This window comes from Pseudarthrobacter sp. GA104 (assembly GCF_009741265.1).
GTDB lineage: Bacteria > Actinomycetota > Actinomycetes > Actinomycetales > Micrococcaceae > Arthrobacter.
On the sequence record NZ_WOWL01000001.1, the window covers coordinates 1,758,933 to 1,777,570 of the forward strand.

The window sequence follows — 18,638 nt, forward strand, 5'->3', positions numbered from 1 at the left end:
GGGCGTTTCAACAAGCCGAGCCGGCCTGGGCCGGATGGAGTCCAATGCTAGTCCGCAACTGCACCGCACGGCAGCGCCTGTTGGCAGGATGGACCTATGACCCCGCCTGCACAGGACGATCTTATTTGGACCGGTAGCTACACCGCCGGTGGAGGCGGCCGTGCCGATGGCATCGGTGCCCTCGCCGCGCACGGGGACGGAAGCCTCGAATGGCTGGGAACGGCGGTGAACGCGGATTCGCCGTCGTTCCTTGCCGTTCATCCCGCCTTGCCGGTGGTGTACGCGGTGGCCGAGCAGCGCGGGATGGTCCGGGCTTTCCGCCGCACGGGTGACTTTGGACTGGAACCACTGGGTCACGGCAGCCTGCTGGGGCGACGGGCAGGTCCTGCTCTACGAACTTAATGACGACGGCGGGATGACAGGCTGCTTCCCGGCGGCACCATCGGTGGATCCACACGCCGGCCTCAACCCGGCTGAACCTCGGCAAAGCCGGGCCCATGCCAGCCTGATGCTGGCGGACGGACGCGTCATGACGACGGACCTGGGCCATGACACCCTCCGGGTCTGGAACTATGTGCCGGGCACCGGCCTGGTGGCCGACCATGAGGTTGCCCTCCCGTTCGGCAGCAATCCCCGCCACGTGGTGCAGCACCAGGGCGGCAATGTGTTCGTGGTGTCCGAGTACTCCGTTGAAGTGTTCGTCGTGAGGCCGGAAGCGGGGACATTCGAGGTGATCTTCCGTGGTCCGGCCACCTCCGGCGGCCGGGCTCCGGGCGACTCCGCCGCGGAGATCCCAGCGGCGGAAACTGGCCGCGCCACCACCTGGTCAGGGGAACGTGGCTGCACGTAGCCCACGAGCGGTCGGACAACGTGGCAACATTCGCCCTGGATGACGTGACCGGCATCCCTACCGGGATGGTCAACGACGTGCAGGTCCCGTCGCCGACTGCCCTGGTCCCCGCCCCGGCGCCGGCCGGGTGGAGGTTCCAAGGGGCGGCCGGCAGGAAGCGCTGACGCCAAGCGGAACCGCGGACGCCATTCGCTAAACACTGGAGTTATTCAATGCAAGCGCTTACAGTTGTGCCGTGGCTCACAAGGAAGCTTGCTTACCTGTGAGCCCTCACAGCAATTGCCGGCTGTTGTCCGCCGGCAAGCCTGAACAGCAGCGCCGCTCCCAGGAAGGTCTCAGCCTTGATATTCCGCACCCGTCCCAGCGCGCCCCCACGCGCCCGAAAGTCTCCAGGATCCACCACACCCCCGGCCGCGCCGGCCCGGGCCGTTGCCGCCGGACTGCTGGCAGCCGCCGTCGCCGCCTCCGCGGCAGTCCTTCCCGCCCAGGCTGCACCTGGCCCCAAAGACCCTGGGTCGGCGTCGGCCCTTCACTCACTCCGCGCCCCCGTAACGGATGAGAACTTCTACTTTGTGATGGCGGACCGCTTCAGCAACGGAAGCACCGCGAATGACCAGGGCGGCCTGGGCAGCGATCCCATGGTGTCCGGCTTCGACCCCACGAACAAGGGGTTCTACAACGGCGGAGACCTTGCGGGCCTCCTGGACAAGATCGACTACATCCAGGGCCTGGGCACCACTTCCATCTGGCTCACCCCCAGCTTCAAGAACAAAGCGGTGCAGACAGAGGACGGATCGGCTGGATACCACGGCTACTGGATCACCGACTTTACCCAGATCGATCCGCACCTGGGCACCAATGCCGAGCTCAAGGCCCTCATTGATGAGGCCCACAGCCGCGGCATGAAGGTCTATTTCGACATCATCACCAACCACACGGCTGATGTCATCAGCTACAAGGACGGCGCACGCCAGGGATACGTTTCCAAGGATGAAGTGCCCTACAAGACCGCGGACGGCGTGGCGTTCGATGACCGCGATTATGCCGGCGCGGACAACTTCCCGAAACTCGACCCACTGAAATCCTTCCCCTACATTCCCGAACTGACAGCCGAAGAGCAGAACCTGAAGGTCCCCGCCTGGCTGAACGATCCAACGCTGTACCACAACCGCGGTGACACAACCTTCGCGGGTGAGGACGCCTACTACGGCGACTTCTTCGGCCTGGATGACCTGTTCACCGAGCACCCCAAAGTGGTCAGCGGCATGAAGGACATCTACAAGACCTGGATCCGCGACTTCGGCGTGGACGGCTTCCGGATCGACACGATGAAGCACGTCAACAACGAGTTCTGGCAGGAGTTCGGCCCGGACGTCCTCAACTACGCCAAAGCGCAGGGCAAGGACGAGTTCTTTATGTTCGGCGAGGTCTTCGACACCACCAAGAGCTTCACCTCCCAGTTCACCACCCGCAACCAGATGCAGGCTGTCCTGGACTTCCCCTTCCAGGAGGCAGCCCGGAGCTTCGCCTCCAAGGGACAGGACACCCGCACCCTGGAGACGTTCTTCGCCGGCGATGACTGGTACACGGATGCAGATTCGAACGTGTACCAGCTGCCCACCTTCCTGGGAAACCACGACATGGGCCGCATCGGCAGCTTCATCGCCGCGGACAACCCCGGAGCGACGGACGACGAAAAGGTGGCCCGCGACCGGCTGGCCCACGAACTGATGTACTTCTCCCGCGGCAACCCCGTGATCTATTACGGCGACGAGCAGGGCTTCACCGGCCCCGGCGGGGACCAGGACGCACGCCAGACCCTCTTCCCCAGCAAAGTGGAGGCATACCTCGACGACGACCTGCTGGGCACCGAGGCCACGCATGCCCAGGACAACTTCAACCCCGGGCACCCGCTGTACGGCAAGATCAGCGAGCTCGCCGCGCTCACCAAGGAGCACCCGGCCCTGCGCGACGGCGCCCACCAGCACCGCTATGCCTCCGACGGGCCCGGCATCTACGCCTTCTCCCGCACGGATGCGGCGGACCAGCGCGAGTATGTCGTGGCGCTGAACAACAGCGAACAGGCACAGACCGCAGAGGTACCCGCCTACATTGGCAAGCGCACCTACACGCGGATCTACGGCGAAGGCGCGGACGAGGCGAAGACTTCGGCGGACGGCAAGCTGGCCGTCACCGTCCCGCCGCTTTCCGCCGTGGTGTACCAGTCCTCCGGCAGGATCCCGCACTCCAAGGAAGCGCCCGCCGTCGTCCTCCAGGAGCCGGCACCCGCGCAGGGTGACAACGGGCGCCTCAAGGTGACGGCCGACGTCGGCGGTTCCTCGTTCTATGAGGTCACCTTCGAAGCCAAGGCAGCAGGCGGGGACTGGACGCCCATCGGCACTGATGACACTGCCCCGTACCAGGTCTTCCACGACGTGGCGGCCTTCGACGCCGGCACGGCGATGGAGTACCGCGCCACCGTACTGGACAACGGCGGACACACCGCCACGTCACAGTCCCGCACGGCAAACGTTCCCGCACCCGTCATCACGCTGCAGAAGCCGGTGGAAGGCAGCAACGTGAAAGGCTCGGTGGAGCTCAGCGCCACCGTCGATCCCGAGAAGGCAAGCCACGAGGTTACCTTCGAACGCAGCGTGGCCGGCGGCGAGTGGACCACGGTTGCCACCGACGGGTCCTCACCCGTTTACTCGGCAACGGACGACATCTCGAACCTTGAGGACGGCACCAAGGTGGCCTACCGGGCCACAATGACCGGTCCCGGTTTCAGCGTGGCCAGCGCGGCCCGGACCGTCACGGTGGGCGATGCCCCGCAGCCCGGCTCAGTGACCGTGGTTGGGTCCCTGAACCAGGCCATGGGCTGCGCGGCGCCCTGGGAGCCGACGTGTTCACAGGCCAGGATGGCACTGGACCCGGCCGACAAGATCTGGCGTCTCACGGTGGACCTGCCTGCCGGCCAGTACGAGTACAAGGCTGCACTGAACGGCGGCTGGGCGGAGAACTACGGCGCCGGCGGCAAGCTCAACGGGCCGAACATCGCCCTGGACCATCCGGGCGGCCCCGTGACGTTCCGCTATGACAACAGCACGCACGTGATCACGGCCGTGTACGCCTCCCAGCAGCCCGGCGCCGTTGCGGCTGCGGGGAGCATGAACAGCGAACTGGGCTGCATCAAGGACTGGGATCCGGCCTGCGACCAGGCGCAGCTGGTGCTGGACCCGGCCGGCCTCGTCTGGAAGCTGGCCGTGCCGAATCTCGCCGCGGGAACGTACGAGTTCAAGGCCGCCCTTGACCGGTCCTGGGGTGTCAGCTACGGCGCGGGCGGAAGTTCCCCGGGCGGCAACATCGTGTTCAAGCACGACGGCGGCCCGGTCACTTTCCGCTATGACCACTTCAGCCACCTGATCACGGCCGGCTAGCGGAGCCCCGCGAAAACCGAAATCGCGGGGTCACTTCGCGCCCCATCCGGAGCATTGGATGGGCGCGAAGTGGCCCTCCCCACCCGCACCCTAGCCTGGCGAGCTCGGCCAGGGAACCCTGCGGGTGTGGGCCCACGTGGCGTTTAGTTGCGCAGGGCACCGTCCACCGCTGCCAGCAGCGAGTTGAACCGCGCGTTGGCGGGAAGGTCGTCAAGGAACACCGGCCTGCCGTCCGGCCCGGCCAGCGGGACCTGCCAGTTCGGGTACAGGGCCTCGGTGGTGCCGGGCTGGTTCTGGACGCGGCGCTCCCCCACCGCGTCCACGAGGGCAACGCCCAACAGGACCGACGGCGTCTGGGTGAGCAGGAGGTGGAGCGCCTCGATGGTCTGTTCCTCGGTCCCCGCCAGCGAAGCGGGGTCCCCCTGCAGGTAGCCGCGCTCGCGCAGCAGGGCCAGCATTTTCTCCAGCGAGGCGTTGTGCTCGGCCCGTTCCTCTTCCTCGGACCGTTCCAGGAGTTCGAGCCGGCTGCGGAGCGCCACGTGGTCGCCGGCAAGGTAGCCGGCGGTGGGCGGAAGGTCGTGGGTGTTGACGCTGGAAAGTGCCTGCGTCCGGTACTTCTCCGGCGCAAGGGGGGAATCGCCGTCGTACTCAAACCAAAGGATGGACGTTCCCAGGATGCCGCGGGCGGCAAGGTAGTCACGCACCCACGGTTCGAAGGTGCCCAGGTCCTCGCCGATTACGACGGCCCCGGCGCGCTGGGCCTCCAGTGCCAGGATGCCGATCAGCGCTTCATGGTCGTAGCGGACGTAGGCGCCGTCGCCCGGGGCGTTCCCGACCGGGATCCACCAGAGCCGGAAAAGGCCAAGGATGTGGTCCACCCGGATGCCGCCGGCGTGCCGCAGAACGGTGGCCAGCATGTTCCGGAACGGGATGTAACCGGCCTCGGCCAGGCGGGCGGGATGCCACGGCGGCTGCCCCCAGTCCTGGCCCTGCTGGTTGTACATGTCCGGCGGTGCGCCCACGCTGGTGCCGGGAGCAAGCACGTGGCGGAGCGTCCAGGCATCGGCGCTGCTGTGGTCCACTCCGACGGCGAGGTCGTGCACCACGCCCAGGCGCATTCCGGAGCGCAGGGCAGCCTTCTGGGCCTCCTCGAGCTGCTCATCGCAGATCCACTGCAGCCAGCGGTGGAATCCGATCCTGTCCGCAAGCTTTTCGCGCAGTGCTTCAGCCTGCGGTGTGCCCAGGGAAGTGGCCGGGTCCGTCCACAGGGGATCGTCCGGCGCGACGTCTTCGCGGATGGCGGACCAGAGCGCGAAATCGTCCAGCCCGGTCCCGGAGATCCGGCAGAACTCGTCAAACGCGGCCTGCCGGGCCGGGGAGCGGCGGGCGTGATAGAGCATTTCCAGGGCCTGGAGTTTGGCGGCATAGACGGCGTTCCGGTCCAGCCGGCCGGCCTCCTTGTTGAGCCCGGCGACTTCCTCCCGAAGCTTCTCAACCGCCGCCCGCCTGCGCGGCTTCAGATAGGCAAGCTCGGGAATCGCTTCGATGCGGATGTAGAGCGGATTGAAGAACCGGCGCGTGGACGGCGAATACGGGGATGGCTGCACAGGCGGCACAGGCTCGGCCGCATGGAGCGGGTTGACCAGCACGTAGTCGGCCCCGCGCTCACCGCTGATGGCAGCAAGGTCAGCCAGGTCGGCGAAGTCGCCAATGCCCCAGGACCGCTTGGAGCGCACGGAATAGAGCTGCGTGGCAAGCCCCCAGCCGCGGCGCTGTTCGAGGGGCTCGGCAGTGGTGAGCTGGCGCGGCGTCACCACCAGGGCTGCCGTGGCAGTGGCGCCGCCGGACTCGGCGGTCAGGGTGTGCCAGCCAAGCGGCAGGTCCTGCGGGAGGGCGAACGTGGCACGGCCGGTGGACACGCCGTCGATATCCTTGGGCTGTTCCCAAACGTCCTGCTGGACGGCGTCCACGGTGCCTGCCCCGTCCTCAAGGGCAATGCCCAGCCGGACGGCGGCACCGTCGGGCACATGGACCGGGACCAGCGCCGGCTCGCCCTGCTGGATGACGACGGCGGGAGGCAGCATCCGCCGCCACGGCGCCAGTTCCGCTTCCGCCAGCGCGGCCTCCATCGCCGGGTTGGTGTCCGCCTTCACGCCAAGGGCAGCCAGGACCTTGATCAGGGTACTTTCTGCCACAGTGTGCGGCAGCCCGTCCCAGCCCTGGAAGGAAGTGCCCACTCCATGGGCGTCCGCGAGCTTCTGGAGCAGGTGGGGGTCTATGGCTCCGCCGGCAGCAGCTTCCCCCGCAGCAGGGAGGGTGCCCGGAGGATCAGTTGGCATCCCTGGACGATATGAGTGCTGCTGGTCTGAAGCCGTCATGCGTGTCCGCCTCGTCTGGTGTGATGTGGCCCGAACTTACAGTGCTGCCTGTTGCTGCCTGTTGTACCGGGGCGCCTGCACCCCCGCGCACAACCGTTGGTTCAGATTATTGCAGGGCGGCGCCGAGACGAAACCGGCGGGACACGCAGTGGGAATTCGAAGTCCCTACCGGAACCACCGCCAGGGTGGAGCTGCCCGGGCGGGCGCCTGCCGACGTCGGGCCCGGCCGGTTCGAATACACGCTGGCGGCCGTTTCATAGCGCAGCGTCCCGGCCACAGGCCAGCCTGCAACGGGCTAGGGATCAAAGTGCGTGCTGACGGAGCCGGAGCTCACCCGGCTCAGGACTTCCGCGGCGAGGTCCCTCAGTTTCTGGTTCCGGTGGCTGGACGCCTTGGTGAGCAGCGCCATGGCTTCTTCCTGCGAGCAACGGTTCTGGGCCATGATCACCCCGCACGCCAGATCGATGGTGGTGCGGTTCTGCAGGGCGGCCGAGAGGTCGTCTGCCATGTTCCGGGCGTCCGCGATCTGCAGGGCCAGCCGCACGGCCCGTCCCGCCTGGTCGGCAAAACCCTGGGCCCTGCTGATGACAGCGTCGGAGAAGACGCCGGATTCCGAGGCGAAGAAATTCAGGGCCGCTGCCTGGTCCTCATCCAGGGCGAGGGGCACGCCCAGCACACTCCGGCAGCCGTTGGCGGCCAAGATCTTTTGGTACTCCGGCCAGCGGGTATCGGTGTCCACGTCAGCCAGGACAACAGGCTGCATGGTCTCCAGCGAGGCCAGGCACGGGCCTTCACCGAGAGCCTGCTCGAGCCTGTCCAGTTCCCTGGCCCGGTCGCTGCTGCCCGCCACGGTGGCGCTGCGCTTGCGTCGCCGCAATGTCACGCCGCACTCAACCCGCGAACCCGCCGACTCGCTCAGGGCGGATGCAGCCACTTCGGAGAGCTCCGTGAGGAAGTCGTTCACGTTGCTGCTGCTAATAATCAGGTCATGCAACTTGATGAACTGTTCATCATTGCTCGGGGTGCCCATGCACCAATATAAGCGGATCCGCGGGGGAAACGCCCGCCATAATTCGTCACGCCCGGGCCCCTGCGTTACTCCGTGCGAAGAAAAGCGAAGGACTAAGGCGTATGCCTGCCAGCCCCGCGTGAAGCTGTGTAGCCTCATGACGATCGAAGGCATTAGTGGCTATGCAACGGGAGGAACCGGGGATGAGCCTCAGCGAACTGCGGGTATTCGGACGGTCGGGTACCCCGGTCAGCCCGCTCACTTTGGGCACCATGAATTTCGGCGAAGGCAACGGCGGACCGCACGGCGCCCCCACCGGCGCCGATGAGGGCATCCGGATCATCCAGGCTGCGCTGGACGCCGGGATCACCGCCGTCGACACCGCCGACGTCTACTCGCAGGGCGAGTCGGAACAGGTGGTGGGCCGGGCGCTGCGCGGACGGCGCGACGACGTCTTCCTTGCCACCAAGTTCCATGGCCAGATGAGCGCCAACCCGGCCCATTCCGGAAACTCGCGCCGCTGGATCACCCAGGCGGTGGAGGGCAGCCTCCGCCGCCTCCAGACAGACCGGATCGACCTCTACCAGGCGCACCGGCCGGACTACAACACCGATGTCCTGGAGACCATCACCACCCTCAACGACCTGATCCGCCAGGGCAAGATCCTCTATTACGGCACGTCCGTCTTCACCCCGGCGCAGCTTGTGGAGGCACAGTGGCTGGCCACCACCAACCACCTCATCCCGCCGCTGGGAAACCAGGTGCCCTACTCCATGCTGGTGCGCGGCAACGAACGCGACGTCCTGCCCATTGCCCAGCAATACGGGCTGGGCGTCCTGGCCTACGGGCCGCTGGCCGGCGGCTGGCTGTCCGGCAGCTTCGTCCTGGAATCCGGCAAGGCACCCACCCGCGTGCATTCACTGCCCGGCCGGTACGACATCTCCGGGCCCTCCAGCGAACGCAAGCTCCTGGCGGCCGATGCACTTGCCAGGCTGGCGGACAAGCTGGAGCTTTCGCTGGTGGACCTTTCCATCGGGTTCGCCCTCAGCCACCCCGCCATCAGCAGTGTCATCATCGGGCCCCGCAGCGAGGAACACCTGCAGGCGTACCTGCGGGCAGCGGACGTCCAGCTCAGCGAATCCGTTCTGGACGCCATCGATGACGTGGTGCCGCCGGGAACCAACTTCGTGGAGCGGGACGCCGGCGCGATCGTCCCGTCGATTGAGTTCGCGGAACTACGACGGCGGTAGCGGCCCTGGCTCCGGGCCGGCGGCCGGCTTGCGCGGCGTCAGGATGAACAGGCTGAAAATCACGACGGCGGCGCCAAGCCAACCATGCAGCGGCAGCCGTTCACCCACCACCAACACCGCCAGGACTGCAGCCACCACCGTTTCAAGCAGGGAAATGCCGGTGGCAGTGCTGGCCCGGATCCTGGCCAGGCCCCAGCCGAACAGGACGTAGCCGGCAAACATCGGAACCAGTGCCATGTAGGCACCCACCGAGAAATTGGTCCAGGATTCCAGCAGGGGCGCGCCGGTTGCCGCAAGCACGGGCATCAGCAGGAGCCCACCGAGGCCGAAGACAGTTCCCATGGCAGCCCGCGAGGACAGCCCGCCGCCGATAAGGCGGTGGGCTGCCCAGGAATACAGTGCATACGTGGCACCGGCCACCAGGCCCAGGGCTATTCCCGCCAATGGCGTCCATGACTCGCCGGGGGAACCGGCTGCCGGCCCGTGCCCCTGCCCGGCGAAGGACAACACTGCTGCGCCCGTGACACCCAGGAAAGCTCCGGCCATCCACCTGCGGGTGAGCGGCTTTCCGTCCGCGAAGCGCTCAATGAGGGCGGCCGCCACCGGCGCCGAGCCAATGGAAACCACAGTTCCCACTGCTACTCCCGAAAGACGCATCGAGCTGTAGAAGGCGAGGGGATAGACGGCCACCGCTGCTGCACCCAGGGACACCAGTCGCCAGCGGTCCAGCAGGCCCGGCCACTGCCCGGCGATGGCACCGACGGCGTAAAGGGCCTGGAGCAGCCCGCCGATTCCCATAGCCACCGCGCCCACGGCCAACGGACTCACCGACGGGGCGAAGGTGGCAGCCGTGCCCGTGGTTCCCCACAGCACGGATGCGGCGGCAACGCATAAGGCGCCCCAGAGCGGCACTTTGAAATTTCCGGCTCCCGGGTTCACAGCCCCTCCAACAGCCGGGCAGCGATGCTCCGGCCGTCCTTCAGGCGCTGGTCGTCCCCCTCCAGCCCTGCCCTGGCCATGGCACCCTCAAGCAGGAAAGCCAGGTGCCGGGCCAGCCCCGCGGCACGCTCATCCCCTGGCAGGAGTTCGGCGACGTGCCCGGCCAGCAGCTCCTCAACCTCTTCCTTGTGCTTCCGGACCGCCGCCCGCCCGGCCGCCCCCGCGGGCAGTTCCGCTGCTGCATTGAGCAGCCCGCATCCCCTGAACCCGTCCCGGTAGGCGAAATTCGCGTGGTCCATGTATGCGTCAAAGACGGCAAGCACCCGTTCCTGCGGAGTCTTCGCGGTTTCCAGCCGCTGGCGGTACAGGCCGAGCCACTCCGAATGCCGGGCTTCCAGGTAGGCCGCCACCAGCTCCGCCTTGGAGGAGAAATTGTTGTAGAGGCTCTTCTTGGCCACGCCTGCTTCAGCGGTGATGGCGTCGATCCCGGTGGCCCCCACACCTTGGGCGTAGAAGAGCCGGGCTGCAGCGTCAAGCAGCAGTATTCGGGCCTTACGCCTGGTCGAGCCGGCACGGGCTGGCGCGGCGGCGGCTGCACCGGCGGAAGCAGTGGGAGCGGCGGATCGGGCAATCTCCGGGAGGGACAAAGCGGCTCCTTGGGTCAATAGTAGTTAGATCAGTCTACCTACTTAGCCGTCGGGAATAACGCGGCCCGCCTTCATGTTGTTGCTCTGTTCAGAACGAACTGCTTCCAGCCGACAGGAGAACGCATCAATGTCAGTTGACTATGACGCTCCACGGGTGACGCCCGAGGAAGAGCCGAACGCCGGCTTCGAGGAGCTGAAGACCCAGAAGTCTGGCCGACGGGAGGCTATAGCCGACGTGGACGAGGCCGAGCTCGCGGACAGCTTCGAGTTGCCCGGGGCGGACCTCTCGAACGAGGAACTCCTGATCCAGGTGGTGCCGGTCCAGGCCGACGAATTCACCTGCATGTCCTGCTTCCTGGTCCACCACCGCAGCCAGCTCGCCAGGGAGAAGGACGGCAAGAAGTACTGCCGGGAGTGCGAGTCGTAGGGGGCGGCTTGTCCGGCGGAGGCCGGCGCTGGACCGCCTCCGCCCCGGCCCACGCCAAGTTGGCTTTCATCCATTGGAATCCCAGCTCGTGGGGGTGCCGGCCGCCAATGCGCTGCCCGGTGAAGCATTCCCGGCAGGGCCGCCAGGGGCTGAAGGGAGTGGTGGCCAGCGCGGCTGCCCCGCCAATCATGCCGGCAATGCCGCGCCCGGGCACGCCACCTCGTGACCGGGCGCGGTAATAACCGGCCTTCAGCAGCGCGTGGTCACCAGTCGTGGACCGTTCCGTCGATGAGGCGGTTGTAGGGCAGGTAGGCCTGCTGGTAGGGGTAGGCGGCTGCGGCTTCTTCGTTGAACTCGACGCCGATGCCGGGCTTGTCCCCGGGGTGGAGGTAGCCGTCCACGAACGTCATGGACTGCTCGAACACCTCGTTGGTCTTGTCCGAATGCTGCATGTACTCCTGGATCCCGTAGTTATGGATCGCCAGGCCCACGTGCAGCTGCGCCGCGAAGCCCACCGGGGAAATGTCCGTGGGCCCGTGGAAACCGGACTTGATCTGGTACTGCGCCGCGAAATCCATCACCTTCTTCAACGGGGAGATCCCCCCGAAGTGCGTGGACGCAGCCCGGACGTAATCAATCAGCTGTTCCTTGATCAGGGTCTGGAAGTCATACACGGTATTGAAGATCTCCCCGATCGCCAACGGCGTGGTGGTGTGCTCCCGGACCAGGCGCAGGCCCTCCTGGTTCTCCGCCGGGGTGCAGTCCTCCAACCAGAACAGGTCATACGGCTCCAGCGCCTTGCCCAGCTTCGCCGCCTGGATCGGCGTCATCCGGTGATGCCCGTCATGCAGCAACGGGATCTCCGGACCGAACTCATTCCGCACCGCCTCAAACACCGTGGGCAGGTGCCGCAGATACGCACGGGTGTCCCAGTCCTCCTCCACCGGAAACGCACCCCGCCCGGCCGGCTCGTAGTCATACCGCTCCCCCGAAGCCTGCGCCTGCGCCGCCACCCCGTACACGGCCTTAATCCCGGGAACCGCCGTCTGGATCCGGATCGACTTGTACCCCAGCTCCAGATGCTCCCGCACCGAATCAAACAACGACGGCAAATCCGCGCCCGACGCGTGCCCGTACGCCCGCAACCCGTTCCGCGACGCCCCGCCCAGCAACTGGTACACCGGCATCCCGGCCACCTTGCCCTTAATGTCCCACAACGCCATATCCACCGCCGCGATCGCCGCCATCGTCACCGGACCCCGGCGCCAGTACGCGGACCGGTACAGGAACTGCCACGTATCCTCGATCCGGTGCGGATCCTTCCCGATCAGCAACTGCGCCACATGCTCCTTCAAATACGCGGCGACCGCCAGCTCCCGCCCGTTCAACGTCGCATCCCCAATACCCGTCACACCATCCTCCGTGGTGACCCGCAGCGTCACGAAGTTACGGGAGGGACTGGTCACAAACACATCGGCAGCAATGATTTTCACAACAGATCCAGGCTTTCTTAATCGATGGGGCGGCGGGTTGTGCGGGCAGGGGTGGACCGCGAACGGGTCAACGCTGCGTGGTTCCACTGGGAGTGGTTCCCAGCAGGGCAAGTTCCGCACGGTTGGGAAGGCCTTCCCAGTCCCCCGCGGTGCTGACGGCGAAGGCTCCGGTGAGCACGCCGCGCTGCAGGCGGCCGGCCACGTCGGCGCCGTCGAGCAGGGCGGACAGGTATCCGGCGGTGAAGGCGTCGCCGGCTCCCACCGTGTCGATGCTGGTGACCGGGACGGCCGGGGCGTCCCACCGGCCCTCCGAGGTGTGGACTGTGGCGCCGGCCGCGCCGCGCTTGACCACAACTTCGCGCACTCCGAGCCCAAGGATTTCGGCAACCATCGCCGATTCATTGGTGTCCGCCCCCGGTGCACCGTCCGGCGCGGCGGCAACCAGGCCAAGTTCGTCGTCGGAAGCGATCAGGATGCCGGCATGCCGCACCAGCGGTGCCAGCACTTCCCGCGCCTCGTCCCGGGACCAGAGCTTGCTGCGGTAGTTGACGTCGATCGACACCATGATGCCGTCAGCGGCAGCGCGTTGGGCAGCGTACTCCACGGCCTTCCGGGACTCGGGGCTGAGGGCGGCCGTGATGCCGGTCAGGTGGAGGATGCGGGCGCCCGCCCGGAGGGCGTGTTCCACGTCCTCCGGGCACAGCGTTGACCCTGCCGAGCCGGAGCGGTAGTAGAAGGCGCGGGTCACGTCGGCCGTGCGTTGTTCGAGGAACATCACCCCGGTCCGTCGGGCAGCGTCCTCGCGGTGCTCCAGCCGCACTCCCTCGGCACGGAGCTGGCGGAGGATGAACTCGCCGTGCGGATCGGCACCCACAACGCCGGCCCAGCTGACGCTGTGCCCGAGCCGTGCGACGCCCACGGCCACGTTCGACTCGGCGCCGGCAACGTGCATGGTGAGGGCGCCGCCGGTGGAAAGCGGCCCGGCGGAGCGCAGCGACACCATGGACTCGCCAAAGGTCAGGAGGTCCGGAGAAGGGCGTCCGACGGCGGCAGTCACCGCAGGTCCTCCGCGGCCCTGCCGTTGTACTCTGCGGCAAGGGCAACAAAGCGGCGCGCGCGCCCGCGCATCGGAGCAAGGTCGCCCCCGGATCCGGCATCTCCAAACAGCGGGCTTCCCAGCCCAACCGCGATGGCCCCGGCTCCCCAGTATCCGGCGGCTTCATCGAGCCCGACGCCGCCCACCGCGATGAACGGGATGTCCGGGAACGGGTCGCGCAGCGCCTTGAGGTAACCGGGCCCGCCGATGGAGGCGGGAAAAAGCTTGACTGCCGTGGCGCCGCGGTTCATCGCCTCGAATGCTTCGCTCGGGGTGAGGGCCCCGGCCAGGACGGCGATCCCCCGCCCGGCCGCTGCCTCAATGGAGGGGGCGAGTGACGGGGTGACCACGAACTGGCCGCCGGCCGACTCGACGTTTTCCGCGTCCTGCTGTGTCAGCACAGTCCCGGCGCCCACGAAACACCCGGCAGGTGCAGCGGCGCGAACCTGGCTGATCGCGGTGAGCGCTCCCGGCGTCGTCAGGGCGATTTCAACGTACTTGAAGCCCTCCTCCATCGCGGCGAGGGCCGCCCTCCCCGCGGCCTGGCCGTCTGTGCCGCGAACGATCGCCACCAGCCTGGCCCGGCGCACCCCGGCCAGCAGAGCCTCGGGGGTCAGGGTGTTTTCCATTCTGGGCTTCTCCTTTTGAGGGGTGTCTGTGTCCGTGCCCGCAGTCCGGGCCGTCACCATTCTGCGAACGCGCCGTCCGGCTGCCGCCAGACCGGGCCCCGCCAGGCGTGTCCGCGCTTGTCCGCGGCCCGGACCACGGCTTCGTCGATCTCGATGCCCAGGCCGGGTCCGGTGAGCCGCTCGATGTGGCCGTCCACGAACTTCAGCGGCGTTTTGTCCACCACGTAGTCCAGGACCTCGGCGCCTTTGTTGTAGTGGATGCCGATGCTCTGTTCCTGGATCAGGAAGTTAGGTGTCGCGAAGCCCACCTGGAGGCATGCGGCGAGTGCCAGCGGACCCAACGGGCAGTGCGGTGCCAGCTGGACTTCATAGACCTCGGCCAGCGAGGCGATCTTGCGGACCTCCGTGATGCCGCCCGCATGGGAGAGGTCCGGCTGGGCCACGGCGATGCCGGCCTGCAGCGCCGGCAGGAATTCCTGCCGGCTGTAGAGCCGCTCGCCGGTGGAGACCGGCGTGGTGGTGGACGACGTGAACTCGCGCAGCAGGTGCGTGTTCTCGGGGACCACGGGCTCTTCGAGGAAGAAAGGCCGGTAAGGTTCCAGCAGCGGCGCCACGCGGCGGGCGTTGGCGAGGCTGAAGCGGCCGTGGAAGTCCACTGCAACATCCCGGTGCTCACCCAGGACTTCGCGGGCGGCGGCCACCCGGCGGACAACGCCGTCGAGCTCGGCCACCGAGGCGATCGGACTCATCCGCCCGCTGGCATTCATCTTCACCGCGGTGAGGCCCACCTCCAGCTGGGCGCTGATCTGGTCGGCCACCTCGTTGGGTTCGTCGCCGCCCACCCAGCCGTACATCCGGATGCGGTCCCGGACGTGGCCGCCCAGCAACTGGTGCACGGGGGTGTTGAAGTGCTTGCCGGCGATATCCCAGAGCGCCTGGTCCAGGCCCGAGACGGCGCTGGCCAGGATGGGGCCGCCGCGGTAGAAGGACCCTTTGGTCATCACCTGCCAGTGGTCCTCGATCCGCAGTGCGTCGTTGCCGATCAGGAGTTCGGCGAGCTGCTCGACGGCGGTGCGCACCGTCTCGCTGCGGCCTTCGCACGTGGCTTCTCCCCAGCCGACAATTCCGCTGTCCGTCTCGATCCGGACGAAGAGCCAGCGCGGCGCAACGAGGAAGGTTTCAATCCTGCTGATGAGCGTCATCTGTGGCCTAGCCCTTGGTCGCGCCGGCGGTGAGGCCGGAAACGATGTACTTCTGCGTGAAAAGCGCAATGATCATGATCGGGATGGTGACCACGGTGGCAGCAGCCATCAGCCCGCCCCAGTCGATGCTGGCGTAGGACACAAAGTCGAAGATGGCCACGGGCAGCGTCTTGGTGCTGGAGCCGGAGAGCACCAGGGCAAACATGAAGTTGTTCCAGGAAAAGATGAACGAGAGGATCCCGGCCGTGGCGATCCCCGCGACGGAAAGGGGCAGCGTGATGAGGCGGAACGCGCCGATCGGGGTAAGCCCGTCCACCTGGGCGGACTCCTCCAGCTCGAGCGGCAGGGAATCGAAGTAGCTCATCATGATGTAGACGATCAGCGGCAGGGCAACGAACATGTGGCTGAGGATCAGCACCTCGAACCGGCCCACCATCCGCAGGTTGGAGAACACGTAGTACCACGGCACCAGCAGTGACACGCCGGGGATCACGCGGGCCATCAGGACCACGAGGGCGGAGCGGTGCATGGTGAACCGGCTCATCGCGTAGGCGGCGGGAACCCCAAGCACAATGGACAGTGCGGTGGAAACGAAGGCCACCCAGAAGCTGTTGAAGATGAAGACGAAGTAGTTGTTCCGCTGCAGGACGTTGGCGTAGTTCTCGCCGGTGGGCGTGAAGAACAGGGCCTTGCCTGTGTCATAGATGTCCACGTTGGTCTTGAGGGAGGCAAGGAACATCCAGAACAGCGGGGCGAGGAGGAACAGCACCACGGCAATGAGGGCTGCAACCCGGAAGACCTTGTAGAGCCTGACGGACAGGGGCTTCCGGCGGCGGTGAAGCACCTGGGGCTTCCCGGATGTTTGGGTTGGGGTCAGGACGGTCATTTGCTTACCGCTTTCTTGCGCATGGTCAGCAGCCACATCGAGCCGATGATGATCATGAAGAACAGGATCAGGACGGCGGAGGACAGCCCGTACTGGTTGTAGTCGAAGCTCAGGCCGTAGGCGTAGACGTTCAGGGTTTCCACTTCGTTGAAGGAACCACCGCCTTTGCCCTTGGTGGCGTACAGGATGTCGAAGGTCTTCAGGGCGTCGATGCCGCGAAGCAGGATGGCAACGATCACGGTGGGCATCATGAGGGGCAGCGTGATGTAGAAGAAGCGCTGGAAGGCGTTGGCGCCGTCCACCCGGGCAGCCTCGTCAGGTTCATCGGAGAGGGACGTCAGCCCGGCAAGGAGGATCAGCACCACCATCGGGGTCCACTGCCAGACGTCCATGAAAATGGTGGTGCCAAGGGCCGTGCCCTGGCCGGAAAGCCAGGGCTGCGGCGGAATGCCGATCATTCCGAGCAGCTGGTTGGCGAAGCCGATGTTGGGATCGAAGATCAGGCGCCACATCATTCCGACGGCAACCGGGGTGGCCACCAGGGGAAGCAGGATGGCCACGCGGACCCACTTTTCACCGCGGAAGGGACGCCACAGGAGCAGTGCGATGCCCATGCCGAGCACAACCTCGCAGACCAGTGCGACACCCGTGAAGGTCAACGTGCGGCCCACCGCCGGCCAGAAGCGCTCGGTGTCAGTGAGGACTGTCAGGTAGTTCTGCAGACCGATGAACTCCGTGGCGGCGCGTACGGAGCCCTGCGAATCGGTGAGGCTCAGGTACAGGGTCCACACCAGAGGGAAGACAATCAGGACGCCGACGAAGATCATCGCTGGGGCCGCAAAAAGCCATTTGCGGTGCCGGTTGGACCAGGCGGAAATGTTCCCCCCAACGCTGGGAGGGCGGCCGGCGCTGCGGGCGGGAGCGCTGCGGGGAGCGTTCGTAACGGACATGGTTCACCTAAGGAGTTGGGGGGAGCGGTCCGCGGCGGGACGGCGACCGGGGTCTGCCGTCCCGCCGGGCTGTGGTGCTGGCTGCGCTGGACGCAGCGCGGGCGCCTGTGGCGTTACTTCTTTTCGCCGTCCAGGAACTTCTGGAAGGCTTCGTTGGCCGAGTCGGCCGCAGCGGAAGGGTCGGCGCCGGTGATGCTGGCTACGATGGGCTCGCCCACGATTTCCCTGGCCTTGCCCACGGTCACAACCTGCGGACGGTCATGGCCCACACCGTTCTTCGCACTGACGGCGATGGCTTCGGCGAGGTCCTTGGGGTAGGTGGACGTACCCTCTGGGTTCGACCACACGGAAGTCCGGGGTCCGGGGACACCGGCCTTCTGCGCGGCCAGGGTGCGTTCCTTGCCCGTGGCCCACTGGATGAACTTCCACGCGTTGTCCTGGTTGCTGGACGCCTCGTTGACCGCCAGGCCCCATGAGGGGATGTTGTACGGCTTGGAACCTGCGGGACCTGCCGGCAGGGGTGCGAAACCTACAGAGTCCGCCACCTTGGACTTGGCCGGATCAGTGGCGTTCTTGTAGAGCGAGTCCGCCTCGGTGTAGAAGGCGGCCTTGCCCTGGGTGAAGATTGCCATGGCCTCGGGCCAGCTCATGTCGGTGCTGACGTTGGCGGGGCCGTAGTTCCTGATGAGGCCGCCGTAGTATCCGTAGGCCTTCTTTGCCGCGTCCGAGTTGACGGCAGACTTTCCGCTGGAGTCGGTGAAGTCGCCACCGAAGCTGTAAAGGAAACTGGAGAACTGGGTGACGGCCGCGGACTTGCCGGTGCGGGCCACGAAGCCGGCGATGTCGGGGTTGGACGCCTTGATGGCCTTGGCCGCCGCTTCAAGCTCCTCCATGGTCTTGGGAACCTGGAGGCCGGCGGCCTGCAGCAGGTCCTTGCGGTAGTAGAGGACCTCGCGCTCGGTGATGATAGGGACGCCGACGACCTTGCCGTCGGCGGTGGTGGCCTTGACCGGGCCTTCCTGGTAGTCCTTCCAGTCCCAGCCGGAATCGGAGGACACCTTTTCGGTCAGGTCAGCAAGGTAGCCGTTCTTGGCGAATGCCTTGCCTTCCTGGAGCGGGCGGTACATCATCACGTCGATCTCATCGCTGCCCGCGTTGAGCTTGACGTTGTACTGGTCCGAGAGCTGGTCCTCGCCGAGCTGGGTCAGCTCCACCTTGAGCCCGCTGGACTTCTCGAAGTCGGGAATGGCTGCCTTGATGCCTTCAGTCCAGACATGGTTGGCCAGCGTCACCCGCACCGTGCCTGATTCCTTGGCGTCCGTGCTGCCGCCTCCACCGCTGCACGCGGTCAGCCCCAGCGAAAGTGCTGCGGCGACTGCCGCGTACTGCACGATTGAACGTCGCTTCATTACGACTCCCTTTGCTTTCCGAGGGCTGACGTCACT

General features: G+C 66.6%; 14 protein-coding genes and 1 pseudogene. 4 read left to right on the top strand and 11 right to left on the bottom strand.

What is annotated here, in order from left to right; all coding sequences use genetic code 11:
* The first annotated feature begins 96 nt into the window (after positions 1-96).
* Both GK109_RS07965 and GK109_RS07970 read left to right on the top strand, forming a co-directional pair.
* Positions 97-1,014, top strand: a pseudogene (locus GK109_RS07965) (lactonase family protein).
* Positions 1,015-1,191: 177 nt separating this feature from the next.
* A complete protein-coding gene (locus GK109_RS07970; RefSeq protein ID WP_157239582.1) occupies positions 1,192-4,287 on the top strand; it encodes an alpha-amylase family glycosyl hydrolase in 3,096 nt (1,031 codons plus the stop codon).
* 143 nt (positions 4,288-4,430) lie between these two features.
* On the opposite strand, the gene malQ is transcribed toward GK109_RS07970, so the two are convergent.
* Positions 4,431-6,626: a 4-alpha-glucanotransferase gene (gene malQ / locus GK109_RS07975; protein ID WP_231754824.1), complete on the bottom strand. Its 2,196-nt coding sequence runs from the start codon at positions 6,624-6,626 to the stop codon at positions 4,431-4,433.
* A gap of 334 nt (positions 6,627-6,960) precedes the next feature.
* Entirely contained in the window at positions 6,961-7,695 is a 735-nt protein-coding gene (locus tag GK109_RS07980) for a GAF and ANTAR domain-containing protein (protein ID WP_157239586.1), read from the bottom strand.
* Positions 7,696-7,877: 182 nt separating this feature from the next.
* Between GK109_RS07980 and GK109_RS07985 the strand changes: the two genes are divergently transcribed.
* Entirely contained in the window at positions 7,878-8,924 is a 1,047-nt protein-coding gene (locus GK109_RS07985; protein ID WP_157239588.1) for an aldo/keto reductase, read from the top strand.
* On the opposite strand, the gene GK109_RS07990 is transcribed toward GK109_RS07985, so the two are convergent.
* Both GK109_RS07990 and GK109_RS07995 read right to left on the bottom strand, forming a co-directional pair.
* Positions 8,910-9,863, bottom strand: coding sequence for a DMT family transporter (locus tag GK109_RS07990; protein WP_370460464.1), 954 nt, complete (start codon positions 9,861-9,863; stop codon positions 8,910-8,912). The genes GK109_RS07985 and GK109_RS07990 overlap by 15 nt on opposite strands.
* On the bottom strand, positions 9,860-10,408 hold the full coding sequence (locus GK109_RS07995) for a TetR/AcrR family transcriptional regulator (RefSeq protein ID WP_370460773.1): 549 nt from the start codon (positions 10,406-10,408) through the stop codon (positions 9,860-9,862). Before GK109_RS07995 ends, GK109_RS07990 begins: the two co-directional genes overlap by 4 nt.
* Before the next feature lie 229 nt (positions 10,409-10,637).
* Between GK109_RS07995 and GK109_RS08000 the strand changes: the two genes are divergently transcribed.
* Entirely contained in the window at positions 10,638-10,937 is a 300-nt protein-coding gene (locus tag GK109_RS08000) for a DUF4193 domain-containing protein (protein WP_157239592.1), read from the top strand.
* Positions 10,938-11,200: 263 nt separating this feature from the next.
* Here GK109_RS08000 and manD read toward each other — a convergent pair whose 3' ends face one another.
* From manD to GK109_RS08035, 7 genes are all read right to left on the bottom strand, one after another.
* Positions 11,201-12,430 carry a D-mannonate dehydratase ManD gene (manD, locus tag GK109_RS08005; protein ID WP_370460465.1) on the bottom strand — a complete coding sequence of 410 codons (1,230 nt, stop codon included), beginning with the start codon at positions 12,428-12,430 and terminating at the stop codon, positions 11,201-11,203.
* Positions 12,431-12,497: 67 nt separating this feature from the next.
* Complete coding sequence (locus GK109_RS08010; protein WP_370460466.1) at positions 12,498-13,487, bottom strand: sugar kinase; 990 nt, start codon at positions 13,485-13,487, stop codon at positions 12,498-12,500.
* On the bottom strand, positions 13,484-14,155 hold the full coding sequence (locus GK109_RS08015; protein WP_157239593.1) for a bifunctional 4-hydroxy-2-oxoglutarate aldolase/2-dehydro-3-deoxy-phosphogluconate aldolase: 672 nt from the start codon (positions 14,153-14,155) through the stop codon (positions 13,484-13,486). Before GK109_RS08015 ends, GK109_RS08010 begins: the two co-directional genes overlap by 4 nt.
* Positions 14,156-14,208: 53 nt before the next feature.
* Positions 14,209-15,357: a galactonate dehydratase gene (gene dgoD, locus GK109_RS08020; protein WP_157239595.1), complete on the bottom strand. Its 1,149-nt coding sequence runs from the start codon at positions 15,355-15,357 to the stop codon at positions 14,209-14,211.
* A gap of 7 nt (positions 15,358-15,364) precedes the next feature.
* Positions 15,365-16,243 carry a carbohydrate ABC transporter permease gene (locus GK109_RS08025; RefSeq protein WP_157239597.1) on the bottom strand — a complete coding sequence of 293 codons (879 nt, stop codon included), beginning with the start codon at positions 16,241-16,243 and terminating at the stop codon, positions 15,365-15,367.
* Complete coding sequence (locus GK109_RS08030; protein ID WP_157239599.1) at positions 16,240-17,193, bottom strand: carbohydrate ABC transporter permease; 954 nt, start codon at positions 17,191-17,193, stop codon at positions 16,240-16,242. The genes GK109_RS08025 and GK109_RS08030 overlap by 4 nt, the downstream gene beginning before the upstream one ends.
* A gap of 113 nt (positions 17,194-17,306) precedes the next feature.
* Positions 17,307-18,602: an ABC transporter substrate-binding protein gene (locus GK109_RS08035; RefSeq protein ID WP_157239601.1), complete on the bottom strand. Its 1,296-nt coding sequence runs from the start codon at positions 18,600-18,602 to the stop codon at positions 17,307-17,309.
* Positions 18,603-18,638: the final 36 nt, after the last annotated feature.